The following is a 16,430-nucleotide window of genomic DNA, read 5'->3' as shown; positions in this document are numbered from 1 at the left end:
CGTTGCATGTTCAACGTTTAACGTTGTAACGTTTTCCGTCCTAGTTCCTCGTTCCTTAACCTTTGCAGAGACCTTCTTCTCCAGAGGCTTAACTGTCGGTGGATCAAACTGTAGGAGCTAGGCATTCTTCTTTGAATGCCTAGCCCCTACAAATCTGCGATTCTCCTCCCTGTTACCGGGATGGTTCATCTTGAGTGCGCAAGGCCTTGCGCCCTTTCAATATCCGTTATAGCTTACGATCTCCTCCAGGCTTTTTCTCGGCCTGGGCGAAGGGGACTCATCCGGATATCCCAGGGGCGTGCTCGCAACGACGCGGATGTTATCCGGCACGTTGAGGGCTTTCTTCACCTTTTCCTCGTCGAACCACCCTATCCAGCAGGTGCCCAATCCTCTCTCGGTCGCCGCCAGGACCAGATGTTCCATCGCTATTCCTATATCCACGAGATAATAGGACTGATCTCCCTTAGTTCCTGGCTTGGACGGATCGGCACATGCGACTATTATGACGGGGGCACGGGCTATCCATTCGTTCCCCGCCTCAGCGACCTTCCTCTTGAGCTCCTCGTCGGTGACGACGATGAAATGCCAACACTGTGTATTGGCCCACGATGGAGCGAGTCTCGCCGCCTCGAGCACGTATTTTATGTCCTCCTCCGGAACCGGGTCCGGTTTATACTTCCTGATGCTTCTCCTCTTCTTGATCACCTCCATAAGTTCCATCTCATTCACCTCCATATTCTCTCAATTTCTTGGATCGCTCTTATTTCCCTTGAGTGTAGCGGTTATCCATGAGGAGGAGCGAGGAGAAAGGAACTAGGAACGAGGGGATAAAAACCCTGTTCCTTGCTCCTTGTTCCTCGTTCCTTCAGCTGTGGGCATCAAGGCCATCCATCAGATCAAACCACTCCTTTTAAGCATATCGATCGATCTATCGAAAGCCTCGCAGGTTTTCTCGATATCCTCCTCGGTATGGGCCGCCGTGGTCATCCCGCCGACGGCGGGGGCATCGACGCCGTTGAGCAGCATGGCGCATCTCAGGGCATGGCTCAGTTCAGGGGGATTAGCGCCTTTAAGCTTACGGTAATCCAGCTTACACGCTCCGTAATCACATCTGCCACGTAGATCGCAGTCATGGTTCAGCAGGTACTTGAAACCGGAGAACTCCCCGTAGACACACCAATTTCTGAGCCCGTGTGAGTCTATCACCTCGTTCATCCCCTTTCTGAGCTTTGCCGCCAGTTCGTTCGCCCTCTGACATGGCTCTCCCGTCTTGACGATCTTCAAGGTGGCGATGCCTGCAGAGGCGGAGAGGGGATTGGCGTTATAGGTGCCGGGATGATACATCTTCCTTTTGAGCTTCCACTCTTCATCGTCCTTTATCTCCAATAGCTCCATGATCTCCCTTCTTCCGCACACGGCGCCGCCGGGCAATCCGCCTGCCAGTATCTTGGCGAGGGCGGTCAGATCCGGAAGCACACCGTAATACTCCTGCGCGCCGCCGGGCGAGATCCTGAATCCCGTGATCACCTCATCGAATATCAGCAGGACGCCGTGTCTCCGCGTTAGATCGCGCAGCGCCTTGAGGAAATCCCCGCTCGTCGGTATCACGCCGAAAGAGGCTCCTGTCGGTTCGAGGATGACACAGGCCACATCCCTATCCTCCGAAAGCACCCTTTCGACGGCTTCGATATCGTTAGGCGGACATACGATCGTATTCTCCAGAAATCCCTTCGGTATCCCTGGAGGTGGAGCCTCATATGGAGGATTGGCCCCGATGATCAACGGATCGTTCCAGCCGTGGAAATGACCGGCGAATTTGATCACCTTGTTTTTGCCGGTATACGTTCTCGCCAATCTCAACGTCATCATGGTCGCCTCGGTTCCGGAGGAGGTGAACCTCACCCTTTCGGCTGAGGGGATGATCTGCATCACCAGCTCGCCCCACTCTATCTCGAGCCTGTGACACGCTCCGAGATGCGTGCCCCTGCGAAGCTGATCGGAGACCGCCTGAACCATGGCAGGGTGGCAGTGCCCCAAAAGCAGTGCTCCGTGTCCGGCCCAATAGTCTATATATTCATTGCCGTCCTCATCCCATTTTTTCGATCCGGCGGCATGGGTCACATATATCGGATAGGGTTTGAGGAATCTTGAGTCATGCGTCACACCGCTTGGGAAGATCTTCAACGCTCGTCGGTAGAGATCCCTGGAGTTCGGAAAGGCGTTCATGTAGAGATCAACCAGATTGTAGTCACGCTCCATCCTTTCACCCTGATATGGATTAAGTTTACACGGCAATTATAAGCCCCGCCGACCTGAAAGTCAAGCTTAGGGCAAAGGGAAACTGGCTTGAAAAAGCTCACCTGAGGTGGTAAAATAAGGGCGTTCTGGATATGTCGTTTATACCATGGGGATCGTATTGATCCTCGTGTTTTCTCTCATACTCATTGGTAAATGTATAGAGATTGAACTCCAAGAGAGAAGCAGTTGGCGGTGTATTGAGCGATGGTGGAGGCCAGATTAATGAGGGTAAGCAATGAAATTACCAAACCATGGGGAAGCTCGGATTCCAAAAGGGAAAGTAACCGGTTATCTGCTTTCAACTACACACCGTGACGGGCACCATAAGGCGGCCTTTTTTATGAATTATGGTTTCTCCGCGGAGGAATGGGAAATGCTGGTGAATGCATTGCTCCGCCACGCTGCCGAGAACGAAGTAGTGAAGACTGAACGAACGCCTTTTGGCACGCGCTATGTGGTGGATGGTCCCCTTTCTACTCCTAGTGGAAGGTCGGTGAACGTGCGGGTTGTGTGGTTTATAGAACATAATGAAACGATTCCACGCTTAGTGACTGCTTACCCTCTCAAATGAGGATAACGCAAAAACCTTGTAGGAGGAAAACTTATGATTCGAGAGCTGGATACCGTGGTTTTGACAACAGATTTGCCAGAGTATGGACTGATGGCCGGCGATGTCGGCACAGTTGTTCTGGTCCATCGTGGCGGCACCGGCTATGAAGTAGAGTTTATGACGATGGATGGGGAAACCATCGCTGTTATCTCACTACACGTCTCGCAGGTTCGCCCCATTGGTCGCCGTGAGATCGCCCATGTTCGCTCCCTCGAACAGATTCCCGTTTCGCTTTAGATCGCTTTTCCCTGTGACATATCGAGAACCTAAGGGTAAATGCAAATTATCAGCTGGCTTAATCTCAAGTAGCTCAAGAGCTGGAAGTGGATGACTCTCCGGATTTCGGGGATTACGATGAAGTGGAGGCTGTGAGAAACTCAGGGCGCGGAACCTGGTAACGCCGCTTCGGAGAACAGAGAGGGGAAAGTGAGACCGAGGGGAAAGAAAGCCCGATTTGAGGATCGAAACAGGGTCACATTCAGGGCCGTCCTGCTCGGCGCCCTGCTCATACCCCCAAACGCATACTGGATCATGTGGGTCGAGGGGGTATGGAACTCCGGTCATTCCACCTGCCTATCGCTCATGTGGCATGTGGTTTTAAACCTGCTTTTCCTGGTGGGATTGAACTTCATCCTGAGACGTATCTCACCCAGAGCGACTTTAAGCCAGGCGGAGCTGATCACCGTCTACGCCATGCTGACGTTGGCCGGAGGGGTGGCCAGTCGGGATTCATACCAGATACTCATCCCTGTTATGGGCTGGGCCTTCTGGTTCGCCACGCCTGAAAACGAATGGGCAACCCTCTTCCACAGATACTTACCTCCCTGGCTGACCGTCCAGGATAAGGAGGTGCTCAGACCGTTTTACCTCGGCGAATCGACCTTCTATACCCAAAAACATATCGAGGTATTTCTCCAGCCTATCATCTGGTGGACGATCTTCTTCACCGTTTTGGGATTCATGATGATATGTATAAACGTGTTGCTGAGGAAGCAGTGGACGCATAACGAGAAACTGAGCTACCCGATAATCCAGATACCGCTTGCTATCACAAATGAAGGAGGTAGAGCCGAGTTCTTCCGCAACAGATTGCTCTGGATCGGCTTCGCCCTGGGGGCGGGGATAGATCTGATCAACGGCTTCCACTTCCTCTTTCCCGCTATCCCCGGCGTACCTGTGACATATCGCGATCACAACCTGGGTCGGTATTTCACCACAAGGCCGTGGAACGCTATCGGTTCCCTGCCTCTGCCGCTCTATCCTTTTGCCGTAGGGCTTGGATTCTTTCTGCCGCTCGATCTGGCCTTTTCCGTCTGGTTCTTCTACCTTTTCAGGAAGTTTCAGCAGGTCTTGGGAGCTGCGATGGGGTTGAGGGCCTTCCCCGGCTTCCCGTATCTCAATCAGCAGTCCACCGGGGCGTGGATAGGACTCTTCTTCGTCGCCATATGGCTTGCCAGAAGACATCTCACGGGGGTGGCCAAGAGAATATTCCTCGGCTCGTCCGATGTGGATGATTCAAGCGAGCCCTTCAGCTATAGATTGGCCGCTCTGGGATTACTGGGAGGAGCGGGTTTTCTGACGTTTTTCTGCTTGAGAGCGGGGATGTCGCTTTGGATCATATTCCCCTATTTCCTCATCTTCTTCATGTTTTCGACGGCCATAACCAAAATGCGGGCCGAGCTGGGTCCTCCCACACATGAGTTGGTCAATATGAACGCGGCCAATATGCTGGTGGATGTTCTGGGCACGAGGAGGATAGGAGCGAACAATCTGAGTATATTCCCGCTCTTTTGGTTCTTCTCAGGCAGGGGATACAGAGGACATCTGATGCCCCATCAGCTCGAGAGCTTCAAGATGGCCGAGGTAACAGGGATGAACCCGAAAGGGCTGCCCCTGGCGATGGTTTTGGCGATAGCTCTGGGGAGCCTCTCCGCTTTTTGGGCCTTGCTGCACATCTCCTTCAGGGTGGGATTGGATCTGATACCGATAGGGCATGATTCCGGGGTGTTCAGGAGGCTTGAAAATTGGCTTACCTATTCCCGCGGTACCAACACCCCCGCTGTCTCGTTCATGGGGGTAGGGATGACCTTTACTTTCTTCCTGATGTTCATGCGCACGAGATTCCTCTGGTGGCCGTTCCACCCCGCCGGATATGCCCTTTCGATGAACTTCGGAGTGGATTACATTTGGTCCTGTCTGCTTATAAGTTCAGTGCTGAAATGGATCGTTCTCAAATATGGTGGCATCAGCGCGTATAGAAGAGCTCTCCCTTTCCTCATAGGTGTTGTCCTGGGGGAATACTGTATGGGAGGAGCGTGGAGCCTTGTCAGCGTGATAATCCAAAAACCCACCTATGATTTCTATTACGCTTAACTTCGTCACTCTGTGGATTTTCCAAGTTATATCATATCTGAAGTGGGAGAGACATCGTGGAAGGAAGATGGTGGAGGATACCGGATTCGAACCGGTGACCTCTTGCATGCCATGCAAGCGCTCTCCCAGCTGAGCTAATCCCCCACCGGAAAGCGTTTTTATTTTATCATAAATCCTCTCAAAATGCAAGGGGGCACTGCTCTCAGCAGGACTTCTCAAAGTCCTAAGCGTTGACTTTAACCCTCGGTTGGTGTAAACTTCAAGATGAAACCCGCCGAAAATTACAAGGGGAGAAGGACCGCTATGGCGAAGAACACTCCCTTTCTGAGGAGGGAAGAAATGGATCTCACGATAGCCATAAATGCTAGCACGATCAAACCCGCGCCGCTTTTGGACAAGATCAAAATCGCCGCTGATGTAGGCTTTCAAGCCATAGAACTTTGGAACGATGAATTGGGAGAGTTTGAAAGAAAGGGTGGTTCTCTGGATAAGGTCGTCCAGGAACTGGAGAGAAACGGATTGAAGGTTGCTTCCGTTATAGCTCTGCATGGGTGGATCGATTCGCAGGGGGAGGAGTATAAAAAGGCGCTTCAAGAGGCCAAAAGGCGTATGGAGCAGGCTGCCGCCGTCGGCTCGCCTTTCATCATAGCTTCTCCGCCCCGAGGTGAGGTGGATGATATGGACGAGGCCGCCCGAAGATATGGAGAGCTGTTGGAGATGGGAGAACTGATCGGGGTTAAACCGGCCATGGAGTTCCTGGGATTCGTCAGGGGGATATACAAAATACAACATGCCTGGTATATCATACAGCATGCCGGCTGTCCCGATGGAACGATCGTCATGGATACCTTCCACATCTTCCGTGGAGGAGGTGATTTTAAGGATATAGAAACCATCCCCGCCGATAAGATCGCCATATTCCATTTCAACGACGCCCCGTCATCGCCGGAACGTGAGAAACAAACTGATGCCGATAGGGTTTTCCCCGGTGACGGAATACTTCCCCTTAAAGAGGTGGTCCGATCCCTCAGGAGGATGGGATACTCCGGGATCATATCCCTTGAACTCTTTAACCCCGAATATTGGCAGATGCTTCCTGAAGAGGTAGCGGGAATCGGTATGCGTAAAATGAGGGAAATTTTAGAATGATAAGAAGGTGGTGATCCGCTATGAAGTATCCGGAACAGGTGCTCACGAAAAACAGAAAAGGCAAGGTGGAGGTGAGAAAGCTCATCGACAACGGTCGGTTTGTGAGATACGAATATATCGATCCGGAGACCGGCAAGCTCACCCAGAACAAGTATAAGCTTCTCCTTATCACCGACGATAGAATGGAGGAGTTCTTCATCGTGCCACTCAAGGATGGAAGATATCTGATGATACCGACTGAGGCTAAAGGCGAAAGAATGATCTGGGACGGCGAAAGGGCCGTCGGAATAAATGAGCTCTGATGGAGAAGAGGATATGAGGGAAAAACTGGCGATTGAAGGGGGTAAACCTGTCAGAGACACCTTTCTTGTCTTCGGGAGTCCCCAGATATTGCAGGATGAGATAGACGAGGTTGTTAAAACACTCAGATCAGGATGGATAGGCACCGGGCCTAAAACCCGCAGGTTCGAGCGGATGTTCGCACAATACGTCAGGGCGCGTAATGCTGTGGCGTTAAACTCGTGCACGGCCGGATTGGAGTTAGCTCTAGACGTTCTGGGAATAGGCCCAGGGGATGAGGTGATCACCACCCCGATTACCTTTTGTGCCACAGCCAATGTGATCGTCCGCAGAGGTGCCAAGCCCGTCTTCGCCGATATAGAGCTGCCTTCCATGAACATAGACCCGGAAGAGATCGAACGGAGGATAACTCCCAGGACAAAGGCGGTGATTCCCGTTCATTTCGCAGGCAGACCCTGCAGGATGGACGATATCCTGGAGATAGCCCGCAGATATAACCTCTACGTCGTAGAAGATGCAGCCCACGCTATCGAGGCGTGGTATCGGGATGGAAAGATCGGTTCTATAGGCGATATCACGGCTTTCAGCTTTTACGTGACCAAGAACGTCGTTACGGGTGAAGGCGGAATGGTGACAACCGACAGGGATGATTGGGCTGAGGAGATCAGAATTAAAAGCCTGCATGGCATAAGCAAGGACGCGTGGAAGCGATACACAGAGGCCGGATTTCAACCCTATGACACGCTTTATCCGGGATATAAGTTCAACATGACCGACATACAGGCATCCCTCGGAATACATCAGCTGGCGAGGGTCGAGGAGAACCTTAAAATCCGTGAGAGATACTGGATGAGATATAACCAAGCCTTCGCCGATATATCCCAGATCATAACTCCCGCTGAAGAGGAAGGGATCAGACATGCTCGTCATCTCTACACCATCTTACTTGACATCGACGCGTTGAGGGTGGACAGAAATAGATTTGTCGAGATGTTGAAAGCTGAGAATATAGGGTCGGGGATACACTTCATCGCCCTGCATCTTCACTCTTTCTACCGCAGGAACTTCGGCTATAAGCGAGGAGATTTTCCCAAGGCCGAATATGTCTCCGATCGCGTTCTCTCCCTGCCTCTTTCGCCTAAGTTAACCGACAAAGATGTGGATGATGTCATAAGGGCGGTGAGAAAAATCATCGAAAACGTAAGGAGATGAGAAAAGCAAGGTGTTTGCTTTATCTCCACACAGATTGAGCCTCATGTTAGCGGGAGTAGCGGGTCTAGGTGTGATCTGGTTCCTGCCGTCCTGGCTTAAAAGGCTTTCACAGACGTGGCGTGTGATCCTTATAGGATCGATCCTGTCGGTTTTAGGCGGGTGGTTCATATTGGTCACAGGCGGGGACCCGCGGGCGATACTTGTGCTTTTGATCCTGGTCATCTCATTCCTGGTCGCCCTGCTTCAACCCATCGCCGCTCTTTTGTTCTATCTGGCGCTCATCTATATCCGTCCCCAGGAGATCTATCCCTCGCTTATGGTGGTCAGACCGGTGGCGCTTACAGGATTCATGGGTATGGGGATGTGGGCGTTTCGAACGGCCGTTGAAAGGGGCCGTAGCAGATTTCTACGTACACCCAACGACCTGATGCTGCCTCTCTTCTGGGCGGTTGCTCTTATCTCCGTCCTGATCAACGATCCCCGACTGTGGAAATATGTCATCACGGGTTTCATGGATAAGCCTGTGATTCACTTCCTCATCCTGGGTACGGTCTTCACGATGAGACGATTGAGACTGATAGTCCTATCCCTCCTGATATACACGGCGATCCTGGCGGTCAGCGGGATCTGGCAACACTTCACCGGAATGGGTCTGGGAGGACAGACACCGATCGGAAATAGGATAAGGGCCTTAGGGATATTCAACGATCCAAATGATCTCGCCCAGGCGTTTGTAGTCTGTCTTCCATTGCTAGCCTGGTTCATATTTGAGAGGGAGTATCCCCTCCCCGTCAAGGTTTTAAGCTCGGTCGCGGGTGGCACTTTGATCTATGGGATCTATCTGACCGGATCCCGCGGGGGAGTGTTGAGCCTCGCGACCGTGATCGGGCTCTACGCCAGAAGGAGATTCGGCACGCTCATCGCTATGGCGCTCGCCGCCCTGATGCTGCTTGGAATGATCTCCCTAGGCCCATCGAGGCTCGGAAGGATATCAACAGCGGACGAATCGGCTCAGGGCAGACTCGAGGCGTGGTGGGCCGGATTGGAAATGTTCAAATCGCACCCGATCTTCGGAGTCGGATATTCCAGGTTTACGGAATATCACTATCTCGTGGCCCATAACTCCTTCATCCATGTGCTTGCCGAGATGGGCTTTGTAGGTGCTTTCATCTGGCTGGCGATGATATATTGCGCCGTCAAATCCCTTCTAGAGTCGATCGCCTATGCCGGAGAATCCGAAGAAGGTGGGATAGGACACGCTCTCCTTTCAGCCCTGATAGGATTCCTGGTTTCCTCTCTTTTCCTCAGCCGATCTTATAACGTTTTACTTTATCTGATAATAGCCCTTTCCCTCTCCTTAAGGGTGATGATCTCTGAGAGAAAAGGGATGAGAGAACTTCGCTTTACGACCTTCGATGCGCTTAGCGTGTTCGGTTTGGAACTTTCACTTATAGCAGGGATCTATCTGTTTTTAAAGCTCACCTCCTGATCCCGCTGATAAATTCCTTTCGCTCATATTATCGCTGAGTGTAGCGGAGAGCTGAGAGGTCAGAAGTGCTTATTTCTCAGGGCGAAAAGGAACGAGGAACTAGGAGCAGAAAACGTTACAACGTTAAACGTTGAACGTGCAATGGATTTCCTCGCTCCTCCTCATGGATAACCGCTACACTCAAGGGAAATAAGAGCGATGGGAATAAAAGCGATCCCTTTTATACCTGAGCGTCACCCCGGCCATGATCGCCGCTATGATTACCACAACGAGCAGGATCAAAGCGGGTAGATTTAACCTGCGGCTATATGCATATGCCTTGAATCCACCGCTGTTATACTTTCTACTTTCGATCTCCCATCTCACCGTATCGCCTCTGATTTCGCCGTTTGTCCTGATCAATCTCCCCGGCATGCTAAGCGAGATGCTATAGTCGGGCTCATATTCGACTATGCCGACCAATCCCTCCTCCTTCAGCTTCGCCTCGTTCTTTTCGAATAGGGCTTTTTCGACCTTCCGGGTGATGGCGTTGAAGGTGGCATCATCGATACTTCCTCCGATGGCCTTCTCCAACGCCTTTCGGAACTCCGCCTTGAGATCATCACCTTCCATCTCCCTCATGTATGCCGATCGGATCATATGACGTAGCTCCTGCTTGAACCTCTCCCATCTATCCGGTGGGATAGGGCCGGCGATCCGATCCAGCTCCTCTATGAGGGCCGTTTCGATTATATCGGCGGTGACAGATGCCTTTAGCTCGGAGATCGAGGCGAACTCCTCGGTGTACTCATACTTGATGAAGGGAAAGCTGCGGACTAACTTGAAGTTTATCGGTTTATGAAGATATTCGTCGAAGGGGGTGGATCCGAACCGATCGAATCTCGCCTCAGCGGAGAATAGATACCCGTTACCCTCTCTTCTCATACTTTTTCTCCAGCCGGGACCTTCGGGCAGCACGGATTTCTCCAGCGTCTCCCTCGCTTCCCCTACCTTTTTGCCGTCCGTCATGACCTTGATCATCACTTCTCTCCGGGCAGCCCCCGATGGCTCGATAGCGATCTCCTCGGTAATGGTCACCGATCTGATGCAGCCGTTCATCCAGATCGTCAGTAAAAATGGTATTATGAACATAAGCTTAAATTTCATAGTATCACCTTCTGCCCTTTATCGGCAGAGTCCCTGAGTTTGAGAGAGATCTCCGTCACCTCACAGGCCTCCCTGAAGGTGATCCTGGGTTCGCTTTCCCGTTCGATACTTCGGACGAAATCGAGATATATGTGATCCTTCTCCTCGGGGATATCCAACTCGATCACACCTCTGCTGGGGACGATCAGGGTCAAACGCAAGCCATTTTCAGCCGCCTCGATCACACCTTTGCTTCCGGCCACCCTCAGCCGATCGTCGCCATGTGTCGGAGCCGACATCGGCCGGAGATAATCCAGCCTTATGGTGGCAGTGCCGTTGTTATCCAGTTTGAGCAGAATGCTGGCGTTATCCTCCATCTCACCTATTTCCGGATGGGCAACGTTTGAATGGTATGCCATGCCCTCGACGAACTCCCTGCCCGTCGTCCATCTGATCAGATCCAGCATGTGTATCCCGATAAAAGGTATCGTGCCACCGAAGCTTTCCCTCCTCTTCATCCAATCCGGTCTGATGCCGAGTCTGTATGATTTCTGGGCCGTAACGAGCACTGGCTCGCCTATCTCATCTCCCATGATTATCTCTCTCATCCGTACATAGGCCGGCTCGAACCTCATCGTCATGAGCATGGTGACTTTCACGCCACTTCGTTCGACCGCTTCTCTCACAAGGTCCAGATCTTCCAAAGTGGTGGCCAGCGGTTTTTCGGATATGATATGCACCCCTGCTCGGGCACATTCCACAATCGTCTCAGCGTGTTCGCCGTTGACATTGCATATGGCGGCGATGTCCAGCTTTTCCCTTTCAAGCATCTCGCGGTAATCATGATAGAATCTTGTCTCACCTGTCACGGCCTTATGGCTTCTGAAAAGCCTAAGTGCCATCTCGTTTCTACAAGCCACGGCGGAAAGTTCGGAATCCCCATGTCTGAGGATCCCCTCCAATATCACGCCGTGATGTCCCTCGAGTCCAATTAATCCAACTTTGAAGGGCATCCTTTCCCTCCGAAATTTTTATCACTCATCGCTGAGTATAGCAGAGATTTTAAAGCTATCGTCCGCCGCTTATAGGTCATTTATCGTCATTTGTAGTCATTAATGACGGCGAAGCCGATTGGAAAACGTTAAAACGTTGAACGTTGGAACGTTAAACGTTCTAATGACGGCGAAGCCGAATGACTTAATGACTACAAATGACGGTTGATCTGTGGACGGCGGACAATTGGCCATAGATACTACATTGTCGATTATATTTCGACCGTCAGGGCGAGCAGATCCTCGAAGTTCGGGAAGGAGGTTTGTATGGGATCGGCGTTGAGGATGGTCGTTCTGTCCTCGGCTATCAGCCCGGCTATGGCGATAGACATAGCGACGCGATGATCCCCGTGGCTTCGACAGGCGGTGCCGCGCAATTTAGTTGGGCCGGAGATGATCATCCCGTCCTCAAGCGGCTTGATCCGTGCGTTCATCCTGCCCAGCTCCTCCGATATGGTGGCTATCCTATCGCTCTCCTTAACCCTCAGCTCGGCGGCGTCTCTGATGATCGTTTCACCCTCAGCCTGTGTGGCGGCAACGGCCAGGATCGGGATCTCGTCTATCATCCTGACGATCAGATCGCCTCCCACCGATATCCCCCTGAGCTTCGATGATCTAACCCTGATGTCGGCCACCGGTTCATTGCCCCAGATTCGGCGGTTAAGTATCTCTATCCGTCCTCCCATCAGCGTGAGCGCTTCGATTATCCCCGTTCTGGTCGGGTTAACACCGACATCTCTGATGAGAAGATCGGAATCGGGCACCAACAGGGCGGCGACGATGAAATAGGCCGCGGAGGAGATATCGCCCGGTATCGACATCTCCCTCGGCTCAAGACGCGGTAAGCCTCTTATCGTGATCCTGGTGCTATCCCGGCTTATCTGCGCGCCGAAGTAGGAGAGCATACGCTCAGTGTGATCCCTCGATGGTCCGGGCTCTACGACGGTTGTCTCTCCGTCGGCAAACAACCCTGCCATGAGTATCGCCGATTTCACCTGAGCGCTTGCCACCTTCGTGCGATAAGTTATAGGTCTGAGGCCTCCTCCCCTTATCGTCAGAGGGGCATATCTCCCCCCCTGTCTTCCCAGAACGGTGGCGCCCATCTCCCTAAGTGGCTCGACCACTCTGAGCATAGGTCTCCGCCTTATGGATTCATCTCCCGTCAACACGCTATAAAAGGGCTGTCCCGCCAGTAGACCCGATATTATCCTGATAAGCGTGCCGGAGTTTCCGACATTTATCACATCTGGTGGCTCGGACAGCCCATTTAATCCTTTTCCCTTAACCCTCAACGCTATCGGATCGTCATGCACCTTTACCCCCAACATTCTGATCGCCCTGATGGTGTTGAGACAATCCTCGCTGCGCAGAAAACCCTTGATAACCGATTCCCCCTCCGCCAGGGCAGATATCATAACTGAGCGATGAGATATGGATTTATCGCCGGGGAGAACTATCTCCCCGCGAACCCTACGGGCCGGATAAGATCTGATACTTCTCAATTCATCACCTCCAAAGCGGTAGAAACATCACCCGTTTCATCGGGGAGGATACTAGATAGAGAAGGCCAGCTCTCTCGGAACTCTCATCGTTCATCGATATCCTCTCCACCTCTCCGGATGGGAGCGGCAGCTTGAACTCTCGATCTGACCAACTTGCCCCGTCGTAATCCCTCCTCATAACTTCTCCCTTTCTGATATAAACGACGATCAGCCGGGCGGGGTTTTCCGATTTATCTATGCTCAGAGCGAAATCATCCACACTTTTCGCCACCGGATATCCCTTCGATCCCCCGCCTAGCTTCGGAATCCAGTTATTGGGCCGATATGGCGGAAACAGAGATCTATGCCTTAGATCACCGTTGCGATCGAGATAGATCAGATGGAGTCTCTTCGATCCTGGATCGAAAACTAAACCTGCCACCTCCCCTTCAGAAGGGTGAATTCGGTCGATCTCATATCTCCTTCCGATCCCATCAGGCGTCTCCAGAAAGCCCTCCATCAGATGTGAACGAATGACGAGGTGAAAGGATCTCCCACCTCCCAGGTCGCGGACCCACCTCTCCATCGCCTTAGGAGGGATCGGGTTTTCCTTGTTTGAGGCCTCCCACCGTATCCCATCCTTCGAGACGAGGCAATTTCGATCGATGTATGCATACCAGGTCTTCTCCTTTGGACGATAGATCAGCCTGAAAAGATGAGGGGTATAATTTCGATCGGCCAGATCCATCACCGGCACTGGCTTCGGGGGCTCCATTTTAACGAGCGTAAATCCCGTCGCTCGTCGATCCCTCCACGTATAGATTCTCATCCCTCCGGATTCGATAGCTTTGGCCTTCGGAACATCTCGTAATCTAAACCACGGCGGGAGCTTCAACGACAGGGTGATCGGAACGGGATACCCGAACCCCGGCGCCCACCTCGCTATCTCTATCAGCTTTCCCGTCGATAATCGCAGGCTATATCTCATGTTCAGCCCGAACCTCTCGCCGGCAGGGACCTCCCTCGGCAGCGAGATCACCAGCTTATCCTTCTCACTCATCCATGAGACGGGATCCCCCTCAAAGCTCATGTAGCCGAGGACAGCTCCCTGGGGGAGCGAGAGGGAGATCTCACGAACCGGTCGATCCGATCCGAAGGAGATATGAAGGTCAAACAGGATGACATCCCCTCGCCAGGGTATTTCACCCTGAGCTGATATGAGAATCGCCGTCGGAGAGACGAACAGATAAAGACAGATCAGCAGGTGTATCACGTTTCCGGGCTCACCTCCTATGATTCCGGATTATATCCAGGACGCAATCTATGACAAGGTCGACCTCTTCATCTTTCATGCCACTGAAGAGGGGCAAGGTGACAACCTGTCTATAGGCCTGCTCGGCTTTGGGGAAATCGCCGGGTTTGTATCCGTATCGTTTGCGATAGAAAGGATGGAGATGGAGTGGTATGAAATGGACGCTGCATTCGATACCTCTCTCCGCCATCTGCCTTATAAACTCGTCCCTGTCTATCCTGAGCATCTCCAAATTCAGGCGGATTATATAGAGATGCCAGGAATGTTTGCCATCAGCGGGGATAGATGGGGTGAGGATCGGCTCGATATCCGAGAAGGCTCTGGTATATCTGGCGGCTATCTCCTCACGTCTCCTTTGAATCTCATCTATCTTTCGTAGCTGGCATAGGCCCATAGCGGCCTGGATATCGCTCATGTTGTATTTGAATCCCCTCTCCACCACCTCATAATACCATCGTCTATCCCCTTGAAGCCTCGCCCACGTATAACGATCGATCCCGTGTAATCGCATAAGCCGGAGCTTTTCGGCAAGCTCATCCTCATTGAGCGTGACCATACCTCCCTCGCCGGTTGTGATGTTCTTGGTCGCGTAGAAGCTGAAACAGTTGAGATGCTCCATCGATCCGATTTTTCGGCCTCCGATCTCAGTCGATATGGCGTGAGCCGCGTCGTTGATCACCGAAAGCTCATATCGTCCGGCGATGTCGTATATCTCATCCATCCGACAGGGATAGCCCGCCACATGTACGGGGATGATCACCCTCGTCCGATCCGTGATCTTGCCCTCGATCTCATCGGGCAGGATATTGAGCGTGGCGGGATCGATGTCGGCGAAAACCGGTCTTGCTCCCGTATATCCTATCGCCTCGGCCGTTGCCGTGTAGGTGAAGGTGGAGGTTATAACCTCGTCGCCCTCCTCCACGCCCGATGCCACCAGAGAGAGGTGGAGAGCGGAAGTACAGGAGCTAGTAGCTATAGCGTGCTTGGCTCCCACATATCGGGCGAACTCCTTTTCAAACTCCAACGTTCTGGGCCCTGTGCTCAGCCAACCCGATCTGATGACCTCCGCCACCGCCCTCATCTCCTCCTCGCCCACCCAGGGCCTGCACAGCGGTACGCGGATATCGCCTTTCCCCTTCAAAACAGCTCCTCCTCACCTTTGGATTTCCTCTCTCTCCCGTAAACCTCTATCTCCAAAAGCCTTATCTTACCCTCAAGATAGAAGGTTTTGACCCTCTTCATATCGTTGGTATCCTGAATGGTTATCATGATGGATTGGGTGTATACGGGCTTAAACCTAACGTCTATAACACCGCCTTTGTTGTCCTTAACCCCGTCGATCGGCTGTCCGAGGCTTCTGTCAGTCCTCTCTATGGCAAACCATCCGGGGTTAGGGATCCTCGGGTTATAGGGTTTGTATTGGATGATGAGGTTTTTAACCCCGTACTGTGCGGCCGGGTATTTCTTGGAGTTTATCGTGTAGATCACGATCCGATCTATCAGCTTCGGCTCCGGAAGATCTATGATCACCCATCCGAGAGATTCAACCGCTGGCATATCGACCGCCTGACGCATGTTATCCCTCCATACTATCAGGGAAATGCTGTAAGGCAGCTCCCACCCTTCGCCCTGATCCCACAGGTTCGAATCCTTAACGCCGTTTATCAAGGTTGAAGCCGGATGCTCTGGATTATCTTCCGAAACCCTGACCTTAGCGCCGTTCGATTGGAGGGCGTAGTTCACGAACTCCTCCGGCTTAAAGCCGGTCTCAACGAACAGATATTCGCTCCAGAGGCAACCTGAAAACATCGGAAGGAGGAAGATAATCGGGATAAGAACACCCACCCTCATACGATCACCCCCATCCAGGGCGGATTGACACCCCGAACTCATAATGATTTCACCCTATGATTTTACCTTAAATCGATCTCTTTTTAAAGTCTGGGCATTCCTCATGAGGGCTTTTCAATGATTTGATAAGGATACAATCCACCCTTCCGCCCCAAAGGCCGAAGAAGAATCAAATCTT

Annotated in this window: 15 protein-coding genes and 1 tRNA gene; 7 read left to right on the top strand and 9 right to left on the bottom strand. The window is 52.2% G+C overall.

Annotated features, from left to right (window positions below):
- Nucleotides 1–216: 216 nt before the first annotated feature.
- On the bottom strand, nucleotides 217–720 hold the full coding sequence (locus J7M22_14030; protein MCD6507722.1) for a nitroreductase family protein: 504 nt from the start codon (nucleotides 718–720) through the stop codon (nucleotides 217–219).
- 171 nt (nucleotides 721–891) lie between these two features.
- The gene (locus J7M22_14025) at nucleotides 892–2,259 is read right to left on the bottom strand and encodes an aspartate aminotransferase family protein (protein MCD6507721.1); all 1,368 of its coding nucleotides are present in this window, start codon (nucleotides 2,257–2,259) and stop codon (nucleotides 892–894) included.
- A 274-nt stretch (nucleotides 2,260–2,533) separates the two neighbouring features.
- On the opposite strand from J7M22_14025, the gene J7M22_14020 reads away from it, so the two are divergent.
- The 3 genes from J7M22_14020 (at nucleotide 2,534) to J7M22_14010 (ending at nucleotide 5,281) form a co-directional block, all read left to right on the top strand.
- Nucleotides 2,534–2,869, top strand: coding sequence for a hypothetical protein (locus tag J7M22_14020; protein ID MCD6507720.1), 336 nt, complete (start codon nucleotides 2,534–2,536; stop codon nucleotides 2,867–2,869).
- Nucleotides 2,870–2,902: 33 nt separating this feature from the next.
- Nucleotides 2,903–3,145 carry a DUF4926 domain-containing protein gene (locus J7M22_14015; GenBank protein MCD6507719.1) on the top strand — a complete coding sequence of 81 codons (243 nt, stop codon included), beginning with the start codon at nucleotides 2,903–2,905 and terminating at the stop codon, nucleotides 3,143–3,145.
- Nucleotides 3,146–3,334: 189 nt separating this feature from the next.
- Nucleotides 3,335–5,281, top strand: a complete 1,947-nt coding sequence (locus J7M22_14010) for a hypothetical protein (protein MCD6507718.1) — start codon at nucleotides 3,335–3,337, stop codon at nucleotides 5,279–5,281.
- Between the two features lie 68 nt (nucleotides 5,282–5,349).
- Here the strand turns inward: J7M22_14010 and J7M22_14005 are convergent.
- A tRNA-Ala gene (locus J7M22_14005) sits at nucleotides 5,350–5,425 on the bottom strand.
- Between the two features lie 195 nt (nucleotides 5,426–5,620).
- Here J7M22_14005 and J7M22_14000 point away from each other — a divergent pair.
- The 4 genes from J7M22_14000 to J7M22_13985 are packed head-to-tail and all read left to right on the top strand — an operon-like array spanning nucleotide 5,621 to nucleotide 9,431.
- The gene (locus tag J7M22_14000) at nucleotides 5,621–6,430 is read left to right on the top strand and encodes a sugar phosphate isomerase/epimerase (protein MCD6507717.1); all 810 of its coding nucleotides are present in this window, start codon (nucleotides 5,621–5,623) and stop codon (nucleotides 6,428–6,430) included.
- Nucleotides 6,431–6,450: 20 nt separating this feature from the next.
- Nucleotides 6,451–6,732 carry a hypothetical protein gene (locus J7M22_13995; GenBank protein ID MCD6507716.1) on the top strand — a complete coding sequence of 94 codons (282 nt, stop codon included), beginning with the start codon at nucleotides 6,451–6,453 and terminating at the stop codon, nucleotides 6,730–6,732.
- Between the two features lie 13 nt (nucleotides 6,733–6,745).
- A complete protein-coding gene (locus tag J7M22_13990; protein ID MCD6507715.1) occupies nucleotides 6,746–7,942 on the top strand; it encodes a DegT/DnrJ/EryC1/StrS family aminotransferase in 1,197 nt (398 codons plus the stop codon).
- Nucleotides 7,943–7,985: 43 nt separating this feature from the next.
- Nucleotides 7,986–9,431 carry an O-antigen ligase family protein gene (locus J7M22_13985; GenBank protein MCD6507714.1) on the top strand — a complete coding sequence of 482 codons (1,446 nt, stop codon included), beginning with the start codon at nucleotides 7,986–7,988 and terminating at the stop codon, nucleotides 9,429–9,431.
- A gap of 180 nt (nucleotides 9,432–9,611) precedes the next feature.
- Here the strand turns inward: J7M22_13985 and J7M22_13980 are convergent, their stop codons facing one another.
- From J7M22_13980 to J7M22_13955, 6 genes are all read right to left on the bottom strand, one after another.
- Nucleotides 9,612–10,577, bottom strand: coding sequence for a hypothetical protein (locus tag J7M22_13980; GenBank protein ID MCD6507713.1), 966 nt, complete (start codon nucleotides 10,575–10,577; stop codon nucleotides 9,612–9,614).
- Nucleotides 10,574–11,569 (bottom strand): Gfo/Idh/MocA family oxidoreductase, encoded by a 996-nt coding sequence (locus J7M22_13975; GenBank protein ID MCD6507712.1) that lies wholly within the window; start codon nucleotides 11,567–11,569, stop codon nucleotides 10,574–10,576. The genes J7M22_13980 and J7M22_13975 overlap by 4 nt, the downstream gene beginning before the upstream one ends.
- A 251-nt stretch (nucleotides 11,570–11,820) precedes the next feature.
- Entirely contained in the window at nucleotides 11,821–13,110 is a 1,290-nt protein-coding gene (gene aroA, locus J7M22_13970) for a 3-phosphoshikimate 1-carboxyvinyltransferase (protein MCD6507711.1), read from the bottom strand.
- 4 nt (nucleotides 13,111–13,114) lie between these two features.
- Entirely contained in the window at nucleotides 13,115–14,362 is a 1,248-nt protein-coding gene (locus J7M22_13965) for a hypothetical protein (GenBank protein ID MCD6507710.1), read from the bottom strand.
- 10 nt (nucleotides 14,363–14,372) lie between these two features.
- Nucleotides 14,373–15,482, bottom strand: a complete 1,110-nt coding sequence (locus tag J7M22_13960; GenBank protein ID MCD6507709.1) for a DegT/DnrJ/EryC1/StrS family aminotransferase — start codon at nucleotides 15,480–15,482, stop codon at nucleotides 14,373–14,375.
- 56 nt (nucleotides 15,483–15,538) lie between these two features.
- Nucleotides 15,539–16,252, bottom strand: coding sequence for a hypothetical protein (locus tag J7M22_13955; protein ID MCD6507708.1), 714 nt, complete (start codon nucleotides 16,250–16,252; stop codon nucleotides 15,539–15,541).
- Nucleotides 16,253–16,430 lie beyond the last annotated feature (178 nt).

Source organism: Candidatus Poribacteria bacterium (genome assembly GCA_021162805.1).
Lineage (GTDB): Bacteria > Poribacteria > WGA-4E > B28-G17 > B28-G17 > JAGGXZ01.
Note: the sequence above shows the minus strand (reverse complement) of the source record. Positions and strands in the feature narration are given on the sequence as shown.